Source organism: Paraburkholderia caballeronis (genome assembly GCF_900104845.1).
GTDB classification, from domain to species: domain Bacteria; phylum Pseudomonadota; class Gammaproteobacteria; order Burkholderiales; family Burkholderiaceae; genus Paraburkholderia; species Paraburkholderia caballeronis.
In genome coordinates, this window is the sequence record NZ_FNSR01000002.1 from 533,250 (window position 1) to 551,904 (window position 18,655).

The 18,655-nt window shown below is 68.4% G+C and carries 17 protein-coding genes; 5 read left to right on the plus strand and 12 right to left on the minus strand.

All coding sequences use genetic code 11. The features are described 5' to 3' along the window. Positions 1–76: 76 nt before the first annotated feature. Entirely contained in the window at positions 77–1,378 is a 1,302-nt protein-coding gene (locus BLV92_RS18910; RefSeq protein ID WP_090547790.1) for an NtaA/DmoA family FMN-dependent monooxygenase, read from the minus strand. A 36-nt stretch (positions 1,379–1,414) separates the two neighbouring features. Further along, entirely contained in the window at positions 1,415–1,831 is a 417-nt protein-coding gene (locus tag BLV92_RS18915; protein ID WP_090547792.1) for an OsmC family protein, read from the minus strand. Between the two features lie 275 nt (positions 1,832–2,106). Between BLV92_RS18915 and BLV92_RS18920 the strand changes: the two genes are divergently transcribed. After that, entirely contained in the window at positions 2,107–3,513 is a 1,407-nt protein-coding gene (locus tag BLV92_RS18920) for an aminotransferase class I/II-fold pyridoxal phosphate-dependent enzyme (RefSeq protein ID WP_090547793.1), read from the plus strand. A gap of 36 nt (positions 3,514–3,549) precedes the next feature. On the opposite strand, the gene BLV92_RS18925 is transcribed toward BLV92_RS18920, so the two are convergent. The 3 genes from BLV92_RS18925 to BLV92_RS18935 all read right to left on the minus strand — a co-directional run bounded on the left by BLV92_RS18925 (position 3,550) and on the right by BLV92_RS18935 (position 7,091). Beyond that, entirely contained in the window at positions 3,550–4,542 is a 993-nt protein-coding gene (locus BLV92_RS18925) for an asparaginase (protein WP_090547795.1), read from the minus strand. Between the two features lie 50 nt (positions 4,543–4,592). Continuing rightward, the gene (locus BLV92_RS18930; protein ID WP_090551195.1) at positions 4,593–5,840 is read right to left on the minus strand and encodes a D-amino acid dehydrogenase; all 1,248 of its coding nucleotides are present in this window, start codon (positions 5,838–5,840) and stop codon (positions 4,593–4,595) included. 165 nt (positions 5,841–6,005) lie between these two features. Then, the gene (locus tag BLV92_RS18935; RefSeq protein ID WP_090547796.1) at positions 6,006–7,091 is read right to left on the minus strand and encodes a GlxA family transcriptional regulator; all 1,086 of its coding nucleotides are present in this window, start codon (positions 7,089–7,091) and stop codon (positions 6,006–6,008) included. 297 nt (positions 7,092–7,388) lie between these two features. On the opposite strand from BLV92_RS18935, the gene BLV92_RS18940 reads away from it, so the two are divergent. Continuing rightward, positions 7,389–8,543: a branched-chain amino acid ABC transporter substrate-binding protein gene (locus BLV92_RS18940; protein ID WP_090547798.1), complete on the plus strand. Its 1,155-nt coding sequence runs from the start codon at positions 7,389–7,391 to the stop codon at positions 8,541–8,543. An 86-nt stretch (positions 8,544–8,629) separates the two neighbouring features. Here BLV92_RS18940 and BLV92_RS18945 read toward each other — a convergent pair whose 3' ends face one another. From BLV92_RS18945 to hyfB, 6 genes are read right to left on the minus strand one after another with little or no spacing between them, the layout of a single operon-like run. After that, positions 8,630–9,145: an NADH-quinone oxidoreductase subunit B family protein gene (locus BLV92_RS18945; RefSeq protein WP_090547799.1), complete on the minus strand. Its 516-nt coding sequence runs from the start codon at positions 9,143–9,145 to the stop codon at positions 8,630–8,632. Next, positions 9,145–10,692, minus strand: a complete 1,548-nt coding sequence (locus BLV92_RS18950; protein ID WP_090551198.1) for a hydrogenase large subunit — start codon at positions 10,690–10,692, stop codon at positions 9,145–9,147. Before BLV92_RS18950 ends, BLV92_RS18945 begins: the two co-directional genes overlap by 1 nt. Continuing rightward, complete coding sequence (locus tag BLV92_RS18955; protein WP_090547801.1) at positions 10,692–12,155, minus strand: hydrogenase 4 subunit F; 1,464 nt, start codon at positions 12,153–12,155, stop codon at positions 10,692–10,694. The genes BLV92_RS18950 and BLV92_RS18955 overlap by 1 nt, the downstream gene beginning before the upstream one ends. Then, entirely contained in the window at positions 12,148–12,807 is a 660-nt protein-coding gene (locus BLV92_RS18960; RefSeq protein ID WP_090547802.1) for a formate hydrogenlyase, read from the minus strand. Before BLV92_RS18960 ends, BLV92_RS18955 begins: the two co-directional genes overlap by 8 nt. Then, positions 12,808–13,758 carry a respiratory chain complex I subunit 1 family protein gene (locus BLV92_RS18965; RefSeq protein ID WP_090547804.1) on the minus strand — a complete coding sequence of 317 codons (951 nt, stop codon included), beginning with the start codon at positions 13,756–13,758 and terminating at the stop codon, positions 12,808–12,810. Then, positions 13,755–15,764, minus strand: a complete 2,010-nt coding sequence (gene hyfB / locus BLV92_RS18970; protein ID WP_090547805.1) for a hydrogenase 4 subunit B — start codon at positions 15,762–15,764, stop codon at positions 13,755–13,757. Before hyfB ends, BLV92_RS18965 begins: the two co-directional genes overlap by 4 nt. Positions 15,765–16,267: 503 nt before the next feature. Here hyfB and BLV92_RS18975 point away from each other — a divergent pair. The 3 genes from BLV92_RS18975 (at position 16,268) to BLV92_RS18985 (ending at position 17,865) form a co-directional block, all read left to right on the plus strand. Beyond that, positions 16,268–16,714 carry a hypothetical protein gene (locus BLV92_RS18975; RefSeq protein ID WP_090547807.1) on the plus strand — a complete coding sequence of 149 codons (447 nt, stop codon included), beginning with the start codon at positions 16,268–16,270 and terminating at the stop codon, positions 16,712–16,714. Between the two features lie 70 nt (positions 16,715–16,784). After that, complete coding sequence (locus tag BLV92_RS18980) at positions 16,785–17,558, plus strand: fused MFS/spermidine synthase (RefSeq protein WP_243843789.1); 774 nt, start codon at positions 16,785–16,787, stop codon at positions 17,556–17,558. 109 nt (positions 17,559–17,667) lie between these two features. After that, positions 17,668–17,865 carry a ribbon-helix-helix protein, CopG family gene (locus tag BLV92_RS18985; RefSeq protein ID WP_090547808.1) on the plus strand — a complete coding sequence of 66 codons (198 nt, stop codon included), beginning with the start codon at positions 17,668–17,670 and terminating at the stop codon, positions 17,863–17,865. 213 nt (positions 17,866–18,078) lie between these two features. On the opposite strand, the gene BLV92_RS18990 is transcribed toward BLV92_RS18985, so the two are convergent. Beyond that, positions 18,079–18,444: an RcnB family protein gene (locus BLV92_RS18990; protein WP_090547810.1), complete on the minus strand. Its 366-nt coding sequence runs from the start codon at positions 18,442–18,444 to the stop codon at positions 18,079–18,081. Positions 18,445–18,655 lie beyond the last annotated feature (211 nt).

The window sequence follows — 18,655 nt, forward strand, 5'->3', positions numbered from 1 at the left end:
ATATTTATGGATGACTAAACGGTTCGGGTGACTGGGGTTCAGGAGCCGGCGCTCCGGTCCGGAGCGCCGTGGCGGACTAGAACGCCAGCAGGTTGTCGCGGAAGCGCTCGTGCTCGTACTGCGTGCGCACGACGCCGAGCCGCTGAAGCTCGGGCACGAGCCCGTCGGTGATCTCCGCGATGTAGCGGCGCGTGAGGTCCGGGTCCATCAGCAGGAAACCATCGCCGCCCACTTCGTCGACGATCTCGGACAACCGCGCGGCGACGTCCTGCGCGGTGCCGACGAGGTTCACGTCGGACAGCATCTTGCCGCTGCCGCTGATCTCGCGCAGCGTGCGCCCGGTGTACTGCGCAACGAGCGTCTGGTGTCCGTTCGACTTCAGTTCCGGCAGCGGCTCGTCGAGGTCGAACTGCGAGAAGTCGATGCCGCTCGTGCGCGACAGCGACGCGAGATGCGCTTCGATATGCTTCTCGGCGTCCGCCAGTTGCGCGCGGCGGCGCATCTCCGCGTTCTCGCTCGACTCGTCGACGATCGGCGTGATCAGGAACAACACCTTCACGGTGTCCGGATCGCGTCCCGCCTCGCGCGCCTTCGCGCGGATATCGTCGCGGAACGCCTTCATCGACGCGACGCTGCGCGCGGTGCCGATCACCGTTTCCGCCCAGCGCGCCGCGAACTGCCGGCCGCGCGTCGAGCCGCCCGCCTGGCAGATCACCGGCCGCCCCTGCGGCGAGCGCGGCGCGCCGAGCGGCCCGCGCGAACGGAAATACTGGCCCTCGAAATGCACGGGCCGCACCTTCGACGGGTCCGCGAAAATCTCGTTCTGCTGGTCCATCACGACCGCGTCGGCGTCCCACGACTCCCACAGCTTGATGACCAGGTCGACGTATTCGTCGGCCATGTCGTAACGCTGGTCGTGCGGATACTGCCGGTCGAGGCCGAAGTTCTGCGCGCCGCCGTCGTTGCTGCCGGTCACGAGATTCCAGCCGGCGCGGCCGCGGCTTACGTGGTCGAGCGTGTTGGTGAGGCGCGCGAGCTGGAACGGATGGTATTCGGTCGTCGACAGCGTCGTGACGACGCCGAGCCGCTGCGTCGCCTGAATCAGGAACGACGCGAGCACGGCAGGATCGAGCTTGGGCGAATCGACCGCGTAGCGCAGATAGGTGTCGTGCGAGTTCTGGTACGTGTACGGGATGTTCGACGAATCCTCGATCATCACGTAGTCGAACGCCGCGCGCTCCAGCGCGCGCGACAGGTCGACGAACAGGTCGGGCGAGGTCCAGCCCTTCGGGTTCGGGCCGCCCCACGGCAGGCGCCAGGCCTTCGGGCCGTAGCCGCGGGAGATGAACCATGCGAGGTGAAACGGGGTGCGTGCCATGATTGCTTCGGGTCGGTCGGGTCGAGGGCTAACGGGTTACGGACGGGCCGTCACCGCGACCGAGATCGGGCCGCCGCGCCGCACCGTGTTGTAGATCACGCAGCCGCTGGTGAAGTGGTCGATCAGTTGCTGCGCCTCGTCCTGCGTGACGCCGTGCACCGTCACGTCGATGTGCACGCGCGCGAAACGCGTGCGGTCGTCGGCGTCGCGCACCGAATCGACGGCTGCCGTCGCGTGCCTCACCGTCAGGTTCAGTTCACGCGCCGCCTTCTCGACGCTGCCGAGCGCGCACACGCCGAGTGCGGACAGCAGCAGTTCGGACGGCTCGACGGCCGCCGTGTCGCCGTCGCGCGCCGACGGCGAATCGGAGGCGAAAAGATTGCCGCGGCTTTCCACCAGATAGCGCCCGGTCACGCCAATGGTCGTCGTGGTTGCGCTGCGTTGCTCGCTCATGGGAATGCTTCCTTGCAGTGGGATCGTCAGGGTGTCGTGGCCGTGATTAGATACCCGGCCCCGGAATTGTTCCAGTAACATATTCAGATATGTTTATCTTATAAAAATATGTTCAGCAAGACCTTGTACGACGACAATGCCGTCGGCAAAACGAAACCTGACGCCCGAACTGGCGTAGACTGGCGCCCTTGGAGACCGGCGAAACGCCCGCCCGGCGGGCCGGCGCTGCTTGCGGGCAGGCAGCGCGGAGCGCGTCAACAGCAACGGACGAATGAATGACGAAACGACAAACCCCGCCGGATAATCTCGATACGGACACCGGCCAACTGGCCGAGGCGGACTGGCTGGCCCGTTATGTTCAGACCGACGGCGGCGGCGACCTGGTCAACGGCATCCGCGACCTGATCCGCTCCGGGCGGCTGCAAACCGGCGCGCGGCTGCCGACGGTGCGGATGCTCGCGCCGCTGCTCGGCGTGAGCCCGGCGACGGTCGCCGGCGCATGGTCGCGGCTGCGCGACCTCGGGCTGATCGAGACGCGCCGGCGCGGCGGCACTGTCGTGACCGACCTCGGGCCGCGCGTCGCCGCGCACCCGGCCGCGGCGGACGCGCAATCGTGGGATCTCGCGCAGGGGCTGATCGACTACGCGCTGCTGCCGGACCTGCGCCAGGCGCTGCTGGCCGGGCTCGACGAATCGTCCGTGCATCGCGCGTCGAAGGAACATGCGGTGCCGAGCCTGATCGCGGCGGTCGCGCCGACGTGGCCGTTCCAGCCAGACGCGTGGAGCACCGCCGGCAGCGGCACCGAAGGCACGCTGCTGGCGATCCAGGCGGCAGCCGGCGAGCGCGGCGTGGTCGCGATAGAGTCGCCGACCAGCCCGCGGCTGCTCGACATCTGCGCGACGCTCGGTGTCGAACTGGTCGCGGTGGACTGCGACGAGCGCGGCCCGACGCCCGCGTCGCTGCGCGCGGCGCTCGCGCGCGAGCCGGCCGCGTTCGTCTATCAGCCGCGCGCGCAGGTGCCGCTCGGCCATGCGATCGACGCGGCCCGGCTGTCCGAACTCGCGCGCGAACTGGAGCCGCACCCGGGCACGCAGATCGTCGAGGACGACTTCATCGGCCCGCTATCGCAGGTGGCCGCGCCGAGCATGGGCGCGCTGCTGCCGGAACGCACGCTGCTCGTGCGCGGCTACTGCAACACGTATGGGATCGATCTGCGCACCTGCGTGATCGGCGGGTCGTCGCGGCTGGTGGACAAGGTGCGGCGGCTGCGCAGCTTCGGCGCGGCGATGAACAGCCGGATCCTGCAAGGCGCGCTCGCGTGGCTGCTTCGCGATGAGCGGACCAGCGCGGCGGTCGCGCGCGCGCGGCAGCGTTACGCGAGCCGGCGCTCAGTGCTGCTGAAGCTGTTGCAGGATCGCGGGTTGACCGCGCAGGGTGCGGACGGTCTGAACCTGTGGGTGGCGGTGCCGAACGAGGAAACGGCGATCGTGTCGCTGGCCGCGCACGGCATCTCGGTCGGCAGCGGGCGGCGCTGCCACGTCGGGCCGAAGGCCGGCGAATTCCTGCGCGTGTCCACCGCGCGGCTGCCGGACAATCCCGCCGAGCTCGAACACATCGCCGACTGCTTCGCGGAAGTGCTGACCGCGCAGCGGCCGGACGGGATGATCCTCGGACACGAATGAACGAATGAACGAACGCGCGCCGCGCGGCGGCGCCCGTCAATACCGGTCGAACGCCGCCTGCAACGCGGCCGGATCGTCGGTCTGCGTGAGCGCGAGCATCAGCAGGATGCGGGCCTTCTGCGGCAACTGATCGTCGACCGTGAGCCAGCCGAACGCGCCGTCCGGCTGCGCGCCGTTGCGCACGACCACGCCGCTGCCGGTGCGCGACGCGCGCACCACCCGCAGCCCGCCGCGCGCCGCGTCGCGCAGCGGCCCGATCAGCGATTCCGACACGTTGCCGTTGCCGGTCCCCGCGTAGATGAGCCCGCGCGCGTCCGCCGCGATCGCGTCGATCACGCGGCGGTCGAGCGCGCCGTACGCATGCACGACGTCGACCTTCGGCAGCGCGTCGAGCGCATCGGCCGACCACGGCGTATCGAGCGTATGCGGCCGCGCCGGCCGGCGGTAATAACGCGGCACGCCTTCCACCACGTAACCGAGCGGGCCATACGGCGAGCCGAACGCTTCGAGCTTGAAGCTGTTGCGCTTCGCGACGTCGCGCGCGGTGTGAATCTCGTCGTTCACGACGACCAGCGCGCCGAGCCCGCGCGATGCCGGGTCCGCGGCGACCGCGAGCGCGTCGTACAGGTTCAGCGCCGCGTCGGAACTCAGCGCGGACGGCGGCCGCATCGAGCCGACCACGACGACCGGCTTTGCGCTCTTCAGCGTCAGGTGCAGGAAATACGCGGTCTCCTCGATCGTGTCGGTGCCGTGCGCGATCACCACGCCATCGACGTCCGGCTGCGCGAGCAGCGCGGACACGCGCCGGCCGATCACGAGCAGATGCGCGTTGCCGAAGTTCTCCGAGCCGGTTTGCAGCAACTGCTCCGCGCGCAGGTTCGCGAGCGCGTCGGCGTGCGGGATCGACGCGAGCACTTCGTCGATGCCGAGCACCGAGCACTGGTACGCGGACGTGTTGACCGCCGCGTTGCCGCGGCCCGCGATCGTGCCGCCGGTGCCGATCACGACGAGATTGGGCTTTGCTGTCATGCGGGTTCGATTGCGATTCGTTCAGGGTTGACGCGAGGTTCGCGGCGCGCTCAGCCGGCCGGCGCGAACGTGTCGTGCAGCGCCGAATGGCGGCCGCCCGCGAGCCGTTCCGCGAGCAGCGCGGCCGCCCCCATCGCGAGCGTGAAGCCGAGCGCGCCATGGCCGACGTTCAGCCACAGGTTGCGGAAGCGGGTCGGGCCGACGATCGGCGTGCCGCGCGGCGTCGCCGGGCGCAGCCCGGTCCACTCGACCGCCGCGCCCGAGCCGACGTCCGGGAACAGCGCGGCGGTTTCCGCGCGCAGCGTCGCGATCCGCCGCGGATCGGGCGCGAGCGAATCGCCTTCGAGGTCCGCGATGCCGGCCACGCGCAACCGCGACCCAAGCCGCGCATACACGACCTTACGGCCGAAATCGGTCACGCTCACATGAGGCGCGCGCACGCCCGGCTGCAGGTCGAACGTGAGGCTGTAGCCCTTCAGCGGATAGACCGGCACATGGATGCCGAGCGGCTTCAGCAGCGACGCGCACGCCGCGCCCGATGCGACGACCAGATGATCCGCGTCGAGCGGCGCGCCGTCGTGCAACGCGAACACATGCCCGTCCGCCGACACGTTCAATCGGTCGATCCCGGTTTCCATCACGAACCGCACGCCGCGCGCGCGCAGCAGCCCTTCGAGGCCGGCGCAGAAGCGGCGACAATCGGCGGTGTCCTCGCCCGGCGTATGAATGCCGCCCGCGAGTTGCGGACGCACGTCGGCCAATGCCGGTTCGAGCGCGACGCACGCGTCGGCATCGAGCGCATATTGCTCGCAGCCGAGCGTGCGCTGGAATTCGAGTTGCCGGAGCGCGCCGTGCATCGCGGCGGCGTCGCGATGCAGCACGAGCTTGCCCGAGCGCGTGAAGTCGAAATCGAGCTGCGGTTCGGCGGCGATCAGTTCGTGCATCAGCGTGCGGCTCAGGAACGACAGCGACAGCAGTTCACGCGTCGTCAGATCGCTGCGCCGGCGCGTGCAGGCACGAAGGAACGCGATGCACCAGCGCCACTGCCGCGCGTCGAGCCGCGGCCGGAAGCGCACCGGCGCATCGCCGCGCACGAGCCAGCCGGGCAGCTTCGACACGACGCCCGGCCCCGCGAGCGGCGCGACGTAGCTATACGACAGCTGGCCGCCGTTGCCGAAGCTCGTTTCCGCTGCGACGTCCGCGTGGCGATCGACGACCGTCACGTCGTGGCCCGCCCGATTCAGGCAATACGCGCTCGACAGGCCGATCACGCCCGCGCCGACGATCAATATCCGCATCCCGCTGCCCCGCTTTCCCGTATGGTTCGCCACGCGGCTCGCCGCCCGCGACGCGGGCGACAGAACCGACGCGCTGACTGTACGCGCGCGGCGCGCGCCGCCATTGCATGGTTCTGCCGGAAAGTAGAAGAAACGCGACAACAACGACCGCGACAGGCGGCGCGCTCACTCGGCGGCGGCGGCCCCTCGCGACGCGCGCAGCTTGCCCGGCGTCACGCCGTACGACTCGCGGAACACGCGGATGAAATGCGCGGAATCCGCGAACCCGCATTCGTAGGCGATGTCGGTGATCTTGCGCGTGGTGTTGACGAGCATCCAGCGCGCGTAGCGCAGCCGCATCCGCCGGTAGAACTCGTTCGGCGACGTGTTCATCTCGGCCATGAACGTGCGTTCGAGATGGCGCACGCTGGTGCCGATCATCTTCGCGATCGCCGCGATGTTCAGCGGCGCTTCGAGGTTCTCTTCCATCAGCAGCACCGCATGGCGGACGGTCGCGTCCTCGACCGACGGATACCCGAGCGCCGCGCGCCGCTCGACGAACGACCCGCCGCGCTGGCGGCTCACCGTCATCTGGTGGATCACCTTCGACGCGCGATCGGGGCCGCAGTGCAGGCTGATGAGCCGCGTGGACAGTTCGACGACCGAAATGCCGCCCGCGCACGTGATGCGGTCGCCGTCGATCAGATAATCCGCGTGCGTGACGACGCGCAGCGCGGGGAACAGGCGTCGATAGTCGTCCAGATGAAAGCTGTGCACGCACGCGACGCGGTCGTCCATCAGTCCCGCGCGCGCCAGCACGAAGCTGCCGGTGCACAGGCCGACGAGCGGCACGCCCGCGCCGGCCGCCTGTTGCAGATAGTCCCAGTAACGGCGGTCCGCGTGATCGAGATGCGGCAGCAGCCCGCCGATCACGACCAGATAGTCGAACTGCGCCGGGTCGGCAAACGCGGACTGCACCGGCACCGGAATCCCGCAGCTTGCCTCGACCGCTTCGCCGGGCGCGCCGACGACGGTCCACAGGCAGCGCAGCTGGCGGCTCTGGTCGCCGCGATCCGCCGCGTGGCGCAGCGCGTCGCACAGGCCCGCGAGCGACAGCAGCGGAAACCGCGGCCACAGCAGAATGCCGACGCTCAGTTCCGCGCCGGAGCGGCTGCGGCGCGCGGGCGACGCCGACGGCAGCGCGTCGAGCTGCTCGACCAGGTCGTGCGTGGCGGCCCCGGCCGCGAGCGTGGATTCTTCGATGGTCGGCATGCGCGGCCCCGTCAGCGGATGTGCGCGGATTATACGGCGCCGATAAACGCGCGGCGCGCGCCGCCGCGCTGTCGCAATTCTTCTGTTTTCCGGCAGATCGGTTCAATGCCCGCGCTTTGTGGCTGCATACATTCACATCGCCAACGGACGACACCGCCCCGCGGCGCGCGAGCGGTCTCGCACGACGGGGACGCCGGCCGCCGCCTCACGAGGGCCGGCGGCCGGCGCCCTCCACGCGGCAACGGCAGCGGCGGCAGCCGCCCGCTCCGGTCAACCACAACTACTTTCGGGTGAAGCATGAGCAAGAGCACTGCGTTGGGTCGCGAACTCGCGACGGTCGGCATATTCGCGGCACTGGCCGCCGCGCACGCGGGCGTCGCCCGCGCGGACGACACGGTGAAGATCGGCGAGGCCGCGCCGGTCACCGGGCCGGCGTCGTATCTCGGCAAGGACACCGAAAACGGCGCGCGCCTCGCGATCGAGGAGATCAACCAGGCCGGCCTCACGATCGGCGGCAAGAAGATCACGCTGGTGTTCGACGCGCAGGACGACGCGGGCGACCCGCGCCAGGCCACCCAGGTCGCGCAGAAGCTGGTGGACGACAAGGTCGCGGCGGTGGTCGGGCACATGCAGTCGGGCTCGACCATTCCGGCGTCGAAGATCTACAGCGACGCGGGCATCGTGCAGGTGTCGCCGTCCGCGACCAACCCCGCGTACACGCAGCAGGGCTTCAAGACCGCGTATCGCGTGGTCGCGACCGATGCGCAGCAAGGCCCGACGCTCGCCGACTACGCGGCGAATACGATGAAGATCCACACGGTCGCGATCGTCGACGATTCGACCGCTTACGGCCAGGGGCTCGCGGTCGAATTCGAGAAGCAGGCGAAGGCGGACGGCATCACGGTGCTGTCGCACGACGCGACCAACGACAAGGCCGTGGACTTCCGCGCGATCCTCACGAAGATCAAGGGCGAGAAGCCGGACGCGATCATGTACGGCGGCCTCGACGGCACCGGCGGCCCGTTCGCGAAGCAGGCTAAGCAACTCGGGATCGCGGTGAAGGTGCTGGCCGGCGACGGACTGTGCGCGGACGACCTCGCGAAACTCGCGGGCGACGCGGCCGACGACGTGGTCTGCTCGATCGCCGGCGCGCCGCTGCTGAAGATGCCGGACGGCCCCGCGTTCGTCGAGCGCTACAAGAAGCGGTTCGGTTACGCGCCGGTGCTGAATTCGCCGTTCGCGTACGACGCGGTCGGCATCATCGTCGATGCAATGAAGCGCGCGCAATCGACCGAGCCGGACAAGATCCTCGCCGCGATGCCCGCCACCGACCATCATGGCGTGCTCGGCGAAACGCAGTTCGACGCGAAGGGCGATCTGCGGCACGGCGTGATCTCGCTGTACAAGTACGTCGGCGGCAAGCAGACGCTGTTGAGCGTCGTCGAGAAGTAGACGCGGCGGTTGCATGCGTCGCGACGCGGCCCGTGCAGGGTCGCGTCGCGCGCCCCGCTACATGCTGCGTCGCTCAATTGCGCCGCTCAGTTGCGTTGATTCCTCACCGCCGCCAGAATCCCGCGCAGCAGATCGGCCGGCGACGGCGGACACCCCGGTATCGACACATCGACCGGCAGCAGATCGGACACCCCGCCGCACACCGCATAACCGTCGCGAAAGATCCCGCCGGTGCAGGCGCACTCGCCGGCCGCGACGACGAGCTTCGGCGCGGGCGTCGCGTCGTAGGCCTGCCTCACCGCTTCGCGCATGTTCAGCGCGAGCGGCCCGGTAATCAGCAGCAGGTCCGCATGGCGCGGACTCGCGACGAAGCGGATGCCCAGCCCCTCGATGTTGTAGTACGGGTTGTTCAGCGCATGGATTTCCAGTTCGCAGCCGTTGCACGACCCGGCGTCGATCTGCCGGATCGTGAGCGCGCGGCCCAGCACGTCGAGGATCTCCTGCTGGATGCGCTCGCCTTCCGCGCGCCATTCGTCGGCGGGCGCGGGCGCCGGCTCGTCGGGCGTGCCGGTCGTCGCGATCTGCTTCAGAAGTTGCCACATTACAGGTCGTGTCCCGCGTAGTTCAGATTGAACGACTTGTTGATCAGCGGAAAGTCCGGAACGATGTTGCCGATGATCGCGTGTTCGAGCGCGGGCCAGTTCTGCCACGACGGATCGTGCGCATGGCAGCGCGCGATCGTGTTGCCCTCGCCCGTCTCCAGCGCGACCAGCACGTCGCCGCGCCAGCCTTCGACCCAGCCGATGCCGCGCGCCGCCGGACCGTCCGCCTCGACGCGCGCGACGATGCCGCCGCCGGGCAAGCCGGCCGCGAGCGCGCGGATCAGGCGCAACGATTCGTAGACTTCCCCGAAACGCACCGCGACGCGCGCGGCGACGTCGCCGCGCGTTTCCAGCACGCGCCGCACCGCGAGTTCGTCGTACGGCGCAAACGGACAATCGACGCGCACGTCGATCGCGCGGCCGCTCGCGCGCGCGGCGAGCCCGCATACGCTGAAGTGCTCGACGACCGGCGCGCGTAATACGCCCGCATTCGCGAAGCGGTCCTGCAAGCCCGACTGGTCGTCGTACACGCGCTGGATCGCGCGCACGCCCGCTTCGATCGCGTCGCACTGTTGCGCGATCGCGGCGAGCGCGTCCGCGTCGGCGTCCACCGCGACGCCGCCCGGCACGATCACATCCTTCGCGTAGCGATGGCCGAACACGCGATCGTTGAGCCGCAACCAGTCCTCCTTCAGCCGCGAGAACTGCGCGAGGCCGAATGCGAAACCCGCGTCGTTGCCGAGCGCGCCCAGGTCGCCGAGATGATTCGCGACGCGCTCGCGCTCCAGCAGCAGCGCGCGCAGCCACGACGCGCGGCGCGGCACGTCGATGCGCCGCGCGCTCTCGACCGCCATGCAATATGCCCACGCGAACGCGACGGTGGTGTCGCCGGCGATGCGGCCCGCGAGCCGATGGCCTTCCAGCAGCGGCGTGCGCTCGAACAGCCGCTCGATGCCGCGATGCAGATAACCGAGCCTCTCTTCGAGCCGCAGCACCTTTTCGCCGACCACCGAGAAGCGGAAATGCCCCGGCTCGATGATGCCCGCATGGATCGGTCCGACCGCGATCTCGTGCACGCCGTCGCCGGCCACCTGCACGAACGGATAATCGGCCTCGTTCGATTCGAACCGCTCGGTGCCGGACACGCGCTTTTGCAGCGGATGATAATCGGCCGGCCAGTTGCCGTGATTCAGCCACGGCCGCGTATCGTCCGCGCCGCGCGCGTGCAGGCCGAGCAGATCGTGAACCGCGCGCTGCATCCGCGTCGCGCATGCAAAGGTCGCGGACAGGTCCGGATAACCGCGTTCTGCGTCGGCCGCGACGCGGACCCACAGCAGCCCGTCGTCGAACGCATAGGCGGCCGATACACCGAATCCGCCGACCGCGCCCGCCGCCGCCTCGTCGCCCCACAGCGATACGAGCCGCGCGCCCGCTTCGCGCGCGGCCGCCGCGACGCGCAGCCACGCATCGGCATCGACCGCCGCGAAACGCGCCGCCGCGCCCGCGAGCGGCACGACACCGGCCAGTTCGAGTGCGTCGCTTCGCATCATCCCCCCGCGATCATCGCCGCCGCCTGCCGGTACCACGTCGCAAGCCACGGCGGAATATAGAGGCCGAGCATCAGCCCGAGCCCGAGATGGACGAACACCGGCAGCAGCGCCGGCGAATGTTCGAGCTTCGTTGCGGTCGTGTCGCCGAACACCATGTGCTGCACGCGCGTGAAGATCGCCGCGAACGCAACCGCGAGCGCGAGCAGCAGCAGCGGCGTCGCCCACGGCAGGCGCGCCATCGCGGTGGTCAGGATCAGGAACTCGCTCGCGAACACGCCGAACGGCGGTATCCCGACGATCGCGAGCGCGCCGAGCATCATTCCCCAGCCGACCGTCGGGCTCACGCGCAGCAGCCCGCGAATGTCGTCGATGGCCTGCGTATGGGTCTTCTGCACCGCATGGCCGACCGCGAAGAAGATCGCGGACTTCACCAGCGAATGCACGGTCATGTGCAGCAGCCCCGCGAACGTCGCGATCGGGCCGCCGAGGCCGAACGCGAACGTCATCAGCCCCATGTGCTCGATCGACGAATACGAGAACAACCGCTTCACGTCCTTCTGCCGGAACAGCGAAAAGGTCGCGACGAGCACCGAGATCAGCCCGAAGCCGACCAGCAGCCGGCCCGGCAGGCCGTTCTGCAACGCGCCGTCCGCGAGCACCTTGCAGCGCAGCACCGCGTACAGCGCGACGTTCAGCAGCAGCCCGGACAGCACCGCCGAGATCGGCGTCGGGCCTTCCGCGTGCGCGTCCGGCAGCCAGTTGTGCATCGGCACGAGGCCGACCTTCGTGCCGTAGCCGATCAGCAGGAACACGAACGCAAGCGACACGATGGTCGGATCGAGGCCGCCGCGCACTTCGTTCAGGCTGCTCCACAGCAGTGCGTCGCCGCCCGCCAGATGCCGGCTCGCGGCGAGATACAGCAGGATCGTGCCGAACAGCGCCTGCGCGATGCCGACGCCGCACAGGATGAAATACTTCCACGCTGCTTCGAGGCTCGCGGCGGTGCGATAGACGCTGACCAGCAGCACGGTCGCGAGCGTCGCCGCCTCCATCGCGACCCACAGGATGCCCATGTTGTTCGTCAGCAGCGCGAGCAGCATCGCGAACACGAACAGCTGATACATGCTGTGATAAAGGCGCATCCGCGCCGGGGTCATCCGGCCGCGGTCGCGCTCGATGCGCATGTACGGCTGCGAGAACATCGATGTGGTCCAGCCGACGAACGCGGTGAGCGCGACGAGGAACACGTTCAGCGGATCGACGAAGAACAGCTTGTCGAACATGAACGCCGGCCCGTGCGCGACGGTGCGCTGCGCGAGCAGCAGCGTCGCCGCGAACGTGACGAAGCTGAACGCGACGTTCACGCGCGACGCGCCGCGATGCTGGCCGACGAGCGCGAGCACGCCGCCCGCGACGAGCGGGCAACCGCAAACGATCAGCAGCAGCGCGGCGTCAGTCATCTTTGAGTTTTTCGAGGTGGTGGATGTCGAGGCTGTCGAACTGCTCGCGGATCTGGAACATGAACACGCCGAGAATCAGGATGCCGACCAGCACGTCGAGGCCGATGCCGAGTTCGACGATCATCGGCATCCCGTTGGTCGCGGCGGCCGCCGCGAAGAACAGCCCGTTTTCCATCGACAGGAAGCCGATCACCTGCGGAATCGCCTTCGCGCGCGTAATCATCATCATGAACGACAGCAGCACGCACGCGAGCGCGATGCCGAGCGTGCCGCGCGCGACCGACGACGCGAGCTGGCTCACCGGCGACGCGACGTTGAACGCGACGATCACGAGCACGATGCCGACCAGCAGCGTCGCGGGGATGTTCAGCAGCGATTCGACGTCGGTGCGCACGTTCAGCCGCAGCACCACCTTGTACAGAATCCACGGGATCAGCGCGACCTTCAGCACCAGCGTGAGGAACGCGGACACGTACAGGTGCGTGTCGCTCGTCACGTAACCGAGCACGAGGTTCGCGGACACGAGCGCGAGCCCTTGCAGCGTGTACAGATGCAGCAGCGACAGCACGCGGCGCTGGCTCAGCATCGCGAACGACAGCAGCAGCAGGATCGCCGCGAGGAAGTTGATGATCTGCGTCGCGAAGCCGTGCATTCACGCCCCCAGCAGGAAGTGGACGAGCATGCCGATCACCGCGAGCAGGAACGCGGTGGCAAGAAACTCGGGGACCCGGAACACGCGCATCTTCGCGTTCGCGGTTTCGACGAACGCGAGCGCCGCGCCGCCGATCGCGAGCTTCACGAACAGCGCCGGAATCGCGAACAGCAGCGCGAGCGGATTGCCCGCCTCCGCGATCCCCCACGGCACGAACAGCGCGAGGCCGATGCACGAATACGCGAGCAGCTTCAGGCTCGCGGCCCACTCCATCAGCGCGAGATGGCGGCCCGAGTATTCGAGGATCAGCGCTTCGTGGATCATCGTCAGTTCGAGGTGCGTGGTCGGGTTGTCGACCGGCAGCCGCGCGTTTTCCGCGAGCGACACCATCGTGAACGCGATGCCCGCGAACGCGAGGCTCGGATAGATCGCGAATTCGCTATGACTGATCGTCTCGACGATGCTGGTCAGCAGCGTCGACTGCGTGATGAGCGACGCGGAGAACAGCACCATCAGCAGCGCCGGCTCCGCGAGGAACCCGACCAGCATTTCGCGCCGCGCGCCGAGCGTGCCGAACGCGGTGCCGATGTCCATCGCGGCAAGCGAGATCGTCACGCGCGCGAGCGCGAACAGGCCGACCAGCGCGATCGCGTCGGCGGCCGGCGACAGCGGCAGGTCGGTGGACAACGTCGGCACGATCGCGCAGGCGAGCGTCATCGCGCCCCACACGACGTATGGCGCCGCGCGGAAGATCGGGCTCGCGTGCTCCGCGACGACCGACTCCTTGTTGAACAGCTTGTGCAGCATCCGGTACGGCTGCCAGAGACTCGGCGCGCGGCGCTTCTGCAAGCGCGCGCGGCAGATGTTGATCCAGCCGGTCAACAGCGGCGCGGCCGCGAGCGCGACGAGAATTTCCAGCCCTTGCGAGAGCAGCCCGGACCACGTAATCATCGTCTCACCAGCAGCAGAAGCACGATCAGCACGACAAAGCTGTACATCAGATAGACCGCGATGCGGCCGGTCTGCAACAGACCCGCGAGCGCGGCGACACGCTTCACCGCGCGCCCGACCGGTTCGTACAGCAGCGTCCACACGCGGTCGGTGACGGTCACGCGATAGACCGGATGCGCGTCGAACGGCGACGGCAGTTCGCGCTCGATGCGGAACAGCGGCGTGAACACTTCGCGGATCGGCTGGCCGAAACCCTCGGCCGTGTCCTGCATCCGCGCGGTCACGAACGGATGGCCGCAGGCCCACGGCGCCGCGCGGCGCAGCCGGCCGTGATAGAAGCGCCGCACGACGACCCACGCGAGCCCGCAGCAGCCGACGAAAAACGCGAGGAAGATCGCGGGCATGTAGCTCGCGCGGTCGGCGCTCGTCGGCGCGAGCAGCAGCCAGCCGTGCTGCGCGACCGTCGCGCCGATGCCCGCGCCGGCGAGCAGGTGCGTCACGCGGTCGAGCACCGCGACGAACTGCACCGGCAGCAGCCCGAGCAGCACGCAGACGACGACGAGCCAGACGAAGCCGACGCGCTCCCACGGGCTCGCGTCGTGCGCGTCGGCGAGCTTCGCTTCGCGCGGCTGGCCGAGGAACACGATCCCGTAGAACTTGACCATCGTGTAGCCGCCGAGCGCGGCGACCAGCGCGATCAGCGCGGCGATGATCGGCACGACCATGTTCAGGAACGTGTCCGGCAAATGCGGCGTGAACAGGAAGCTCTGCAACAGCAGCCACTCCGACACGAAGCCGCCGAGCGGCGGCAGCCCCGCGCTCGCGAACGCGCCGACCAGCGCGGTCCACGCGGTCCACTTCATCGTGCGGATCAGGCCGCCGAGATGGCCGAGGTTGCGCTCGCCGGTCGCATGCAGCACCGAGCCGGTGCCGAGGAACAGCAGCGTCTTGAACGCCGCGTGACTCGCGATCTGGTACAGCAGCGCGGTCAGCGACAGCGCGGCGAGCGTGCTCATCCCATAGGCGCGGAACAGGATCGCGAGCCCGAGGCTCACGAACATCAGCCCGATGTTGTCGATCGACGAATAGGCGAGCAGCCGCTTCATGTCAGTCTGGATCGCGCTGAACACGACGCCGAGCAGCGCGGAACAGAGGCCGAGCACGAGCAGCACGACGCCCCACCACGCAATCTGTAAATGCAGCAGATCGAACACCGTGCGCAATACGCCGTACAGGCCGACCTTCAGCACGAAGCCGCTCATCAGCGCGGACACCGGCGACGGCGCGGCCGGGTGCGCCTCGGGCAGCCATACGTGCAGCGGGAAGATGCCCGCCTTCGCGCCGAAGCCGAACAGCGCGAGCAGGAACGCAGCGGATGCGGACAGCACGTCGAGATGCTGGACGCGCATATTGGCGAACGTGTAGTCGCCGGTGTTCGCCTGCAACAGGCCGAAACACAGCAGCAGCGCGAGCGCGCCGACGTGCGAGATCAGGAAATACAGCGCGGCCGCGCGGCGGATCTCCGCGATCCGGTGGTTCGTCATCACGAGGAAACTCGCGGACAGCGTGACCACTTCCCATGCGACCATGAAGCTGTAGGCGTCGTTCGCGAGCAGCACGAGCGCGAGACTCGCGACGCACACGTGATACTCGAAGCACAACAGGCCCGGCGGCGTACCCTCGCCACGGCGGAAGTAGCCGGCCGAGAACGCGCCGACGCCGGCGCTCACCATCCCGAGCACGGCGAGGAAGAAGCCGGACAGGCTGTCGAGCCGGAAATGCATCGGCAGGTTCGGCAGGCCGAGCGGCAGCACGACTTCCTGTTCGCCCGCGAACACGCCGGCGAGGCCGAGCGCGCACAGCAGCAAGCCGAGCGCGGCGCCGGCCGGAAACAGCGCATGCGCGACCGCACGCGTGCGGCGCAGCGCGGCGAGACCAAGCACGCCGAGCGCGAGCCAGCCGGCAACCACCAGCAGCACGCCGTCGATGACCGGGAAATGTTCCATCTGGCGCGGTCCCCGATCCGTTCAGCCGGCCCGCCCGTTGCGGGCGGCGTAACCGTTGCACTTTCGCGCGGCGGCCCGGCGGCGGGCTGCATACGCGTGCCGCGGCGCGCGCGTGGCCGGCGCCGCCTGATCGTGATCGGCTGACAGTCTCATGTTTTCCTGATCTCTCCCATCCGGGAAAAGATGGCACCGTTAAGTGCATCTTGTTAGCACGGCATGGTAACACCGTTATCATCTTTGCTGCATGCGGCATACGACGTTTGTCACGGGTTTTGCGGTCCGCGCAACGAACCGGCGACGACCGGCGCGTGCAGGCGTACGCTCGCGCTGATAGTCTGCATGGTGGAATGAGCCGGCGCGCTTCGCATATCGCCGGCCCTTCTGCGGCCTCAGCGCATTTGATGATAATGGTGTTACCATACCCTTACCCTTTGATGGTAACGAACCACGATACTGCTGACCGAACCCGGTCCACGGTCCCGAAGCCTGAAGCGAGCCCCCGAGTGATCGACATCGACGTACCGCTGCTGTCCCACGACCATACGCGCCCGCGGCTGCGGGACGTCGCGGGTCCGCACGGGCTGGCGGTCGTCTGCGTCGGCAAGACGGGCGAACGCGGGTTCCAGATGCTGTATCTGTTCGCCGGCGTCTGCGCGCGGCTGGAGGAATGCGGCGTGAACGTCGTGTTCGTCTATCAGAAGGCGTCCGCGCGCCGCGTGCAGGACGCGACTTCCGTGCTCGCCGCGCGCTTCAAAAGCCGGCCGAGCCTGCTGCTCGACGACGGCGGCCGGTTCTTCGCGAAGCCGCCCGGCCCGCGGTCGCTGCGGATGTTCCATTTCGACGGCCAGATGCAGCCGCTCGATTCGGCCGACATCGCGCTCGACAGCCCCGCATGGGAAGCCACGCTGCGCGCCCGTCTCGAAGACATCGCGGAACGCGCGATGCACTGACCGGATGACCGCCGGCCGCCACGAAGCCATTCCCCGCGCGTCAACCGAGGTGCGACGCTCCCCACCGATCATGCCGAAGAAGAAAAAACTGGATACGCCGCAGATCGTCGAGAACGATCAGGTGGTGTCGCTCTATTTCGATGCGCGCGGCGTGCAGAGCACGATGCTGCGGCACGACCCGGACGCGCTCGCGCTCGGCTACACGCGGACGATGATGGGTTTCCTGCTGTTCCGCCCCAGCCCGCGCCGCATTTCGCTGATCGGGCTCGGCGGCGGATCGCTCGCGAAGTATTGCTACCGGCACCTGCCGAACACGACGATCGCGGCGGTCGAGATCAATCCGGAAGTGATCGCGCTGCGCGACCAGTTCCACTTGCCGCGCGACGACGCGCGCTTCAGCGTGATCTGCGCGGACGGCGCCGACTACGTCGCGCGCCGGGACCAGCGGCCCGACGTGATGCTGATCGACGGTTTCGACGCGGACGGCGTGCCGGCCAACCTCGCGAGCCGCGCGTTCTATGAAGCGTGCCGTCGCCGGCTTAGCGACGACGGCATGCTGGTCGCGAACCTCGTGACCGACGAGCCGGACTTCCATCGTTATCTGCGCTCGCTCGCGCGGGTGTTCGGGCGATCGATCGCGGTCGCGCCGTCGGAAGGCAGCGACTACAACGTGACCGTGTTCGCATGGAAAGGCGGCGAACAGCTGCCGCCGTTCGGCGACCTGCTGGAACGCGCGCGGCTGCTGCAATACGTGCATCCGATCAACCTGTACGCGGCCGCGACGCGCATCGAGCGCGGCAGACAGTTCGACTGGGATTTCTATCGGGAAGCGGAGCGCTGCTGAACGGCGCGCAGGCAGAGAACGCAAGACGAGCGCCGTGACGCCGATCATGCCCCGCAACGCGCGCGATGTATTATAATCCGATTAACATATCCGACTCATCGCACGCGTCATGGAAACCAAAAGCGCCCGCCTCACGATTCTGATCGATCCTGTTAAAAAAGCAGCGTTCGAGGAACTGTGCGCCGCCCAGGACCTGACGCCATCGCAGGTCGTGCGGCAACTGATTCGCGACTACCTCGAACATCACGGCGTCACGTACAAGACCAAAAGCACCGTCGGCACGCGCGCGCGTCGCAAGGCGCCCTGAAGCGCCCCGCACCGGCGACCTCGCGCTGCCGGCGTTCTCGCACGGCGCGCACCGCATTTCTGGCCGCTCAGGCTGCTCTGCTCGATCCAATCCCATCGCTCTTTCGTCCGGCACCCGTGCGCGACGAACGCGAGCCGCATCAGCCCAGGCTGAATACCGAATGCCGGACGAAAGAGCGTCTGCCGCGCACGCACGCGGCAGACGCGTCCCGTCTTAGTGACCGGACATGAGAATGCTCGTGATCACGCCGGTCGCAACCGCCGCCAGCACGTAGTCGCCGTTCACGCCGACCCAGTGATAACCGCGCGGCGGCGCCGACAGACCGTGCGCATGCCAGTCGTCGACCACGTAGTTGCGGTCGCGATATTCGGCCGGCAGCCGCTCGCCGCGATGCCAGTCGTTGTGCGGGATCGGACCGCCCGGCCGGCCGAACGCGGCCTCGTGCACCGGCGTCGGCCGGTGTTGCGGACCGCCATGCGAGTCGCGACGGTCGGGACCGTGCGGCTGCGCGAACGCGACTGCCGCGGACGTGCCGAGCAGCGAAGCGATGACGAACGACGCGATGGCTTTTGATTTCATCTGTGAGCGCCTCTCATACAGGAAGTGAAAAAGGAAGGAACAGGCCCCTGCGATACGTCTTAACCGCGCGACACTATAACAACGCCATCGCGGTGACGGAACGCTGACATTGTCAAGAAGTGTTCAATACGGACGCGGGAAACGCCGATTCCGCGTTCAGATCAGGGTGTAAATGTCGTGCGATCGTCATGAAACCCCATCGTCAGCCAGA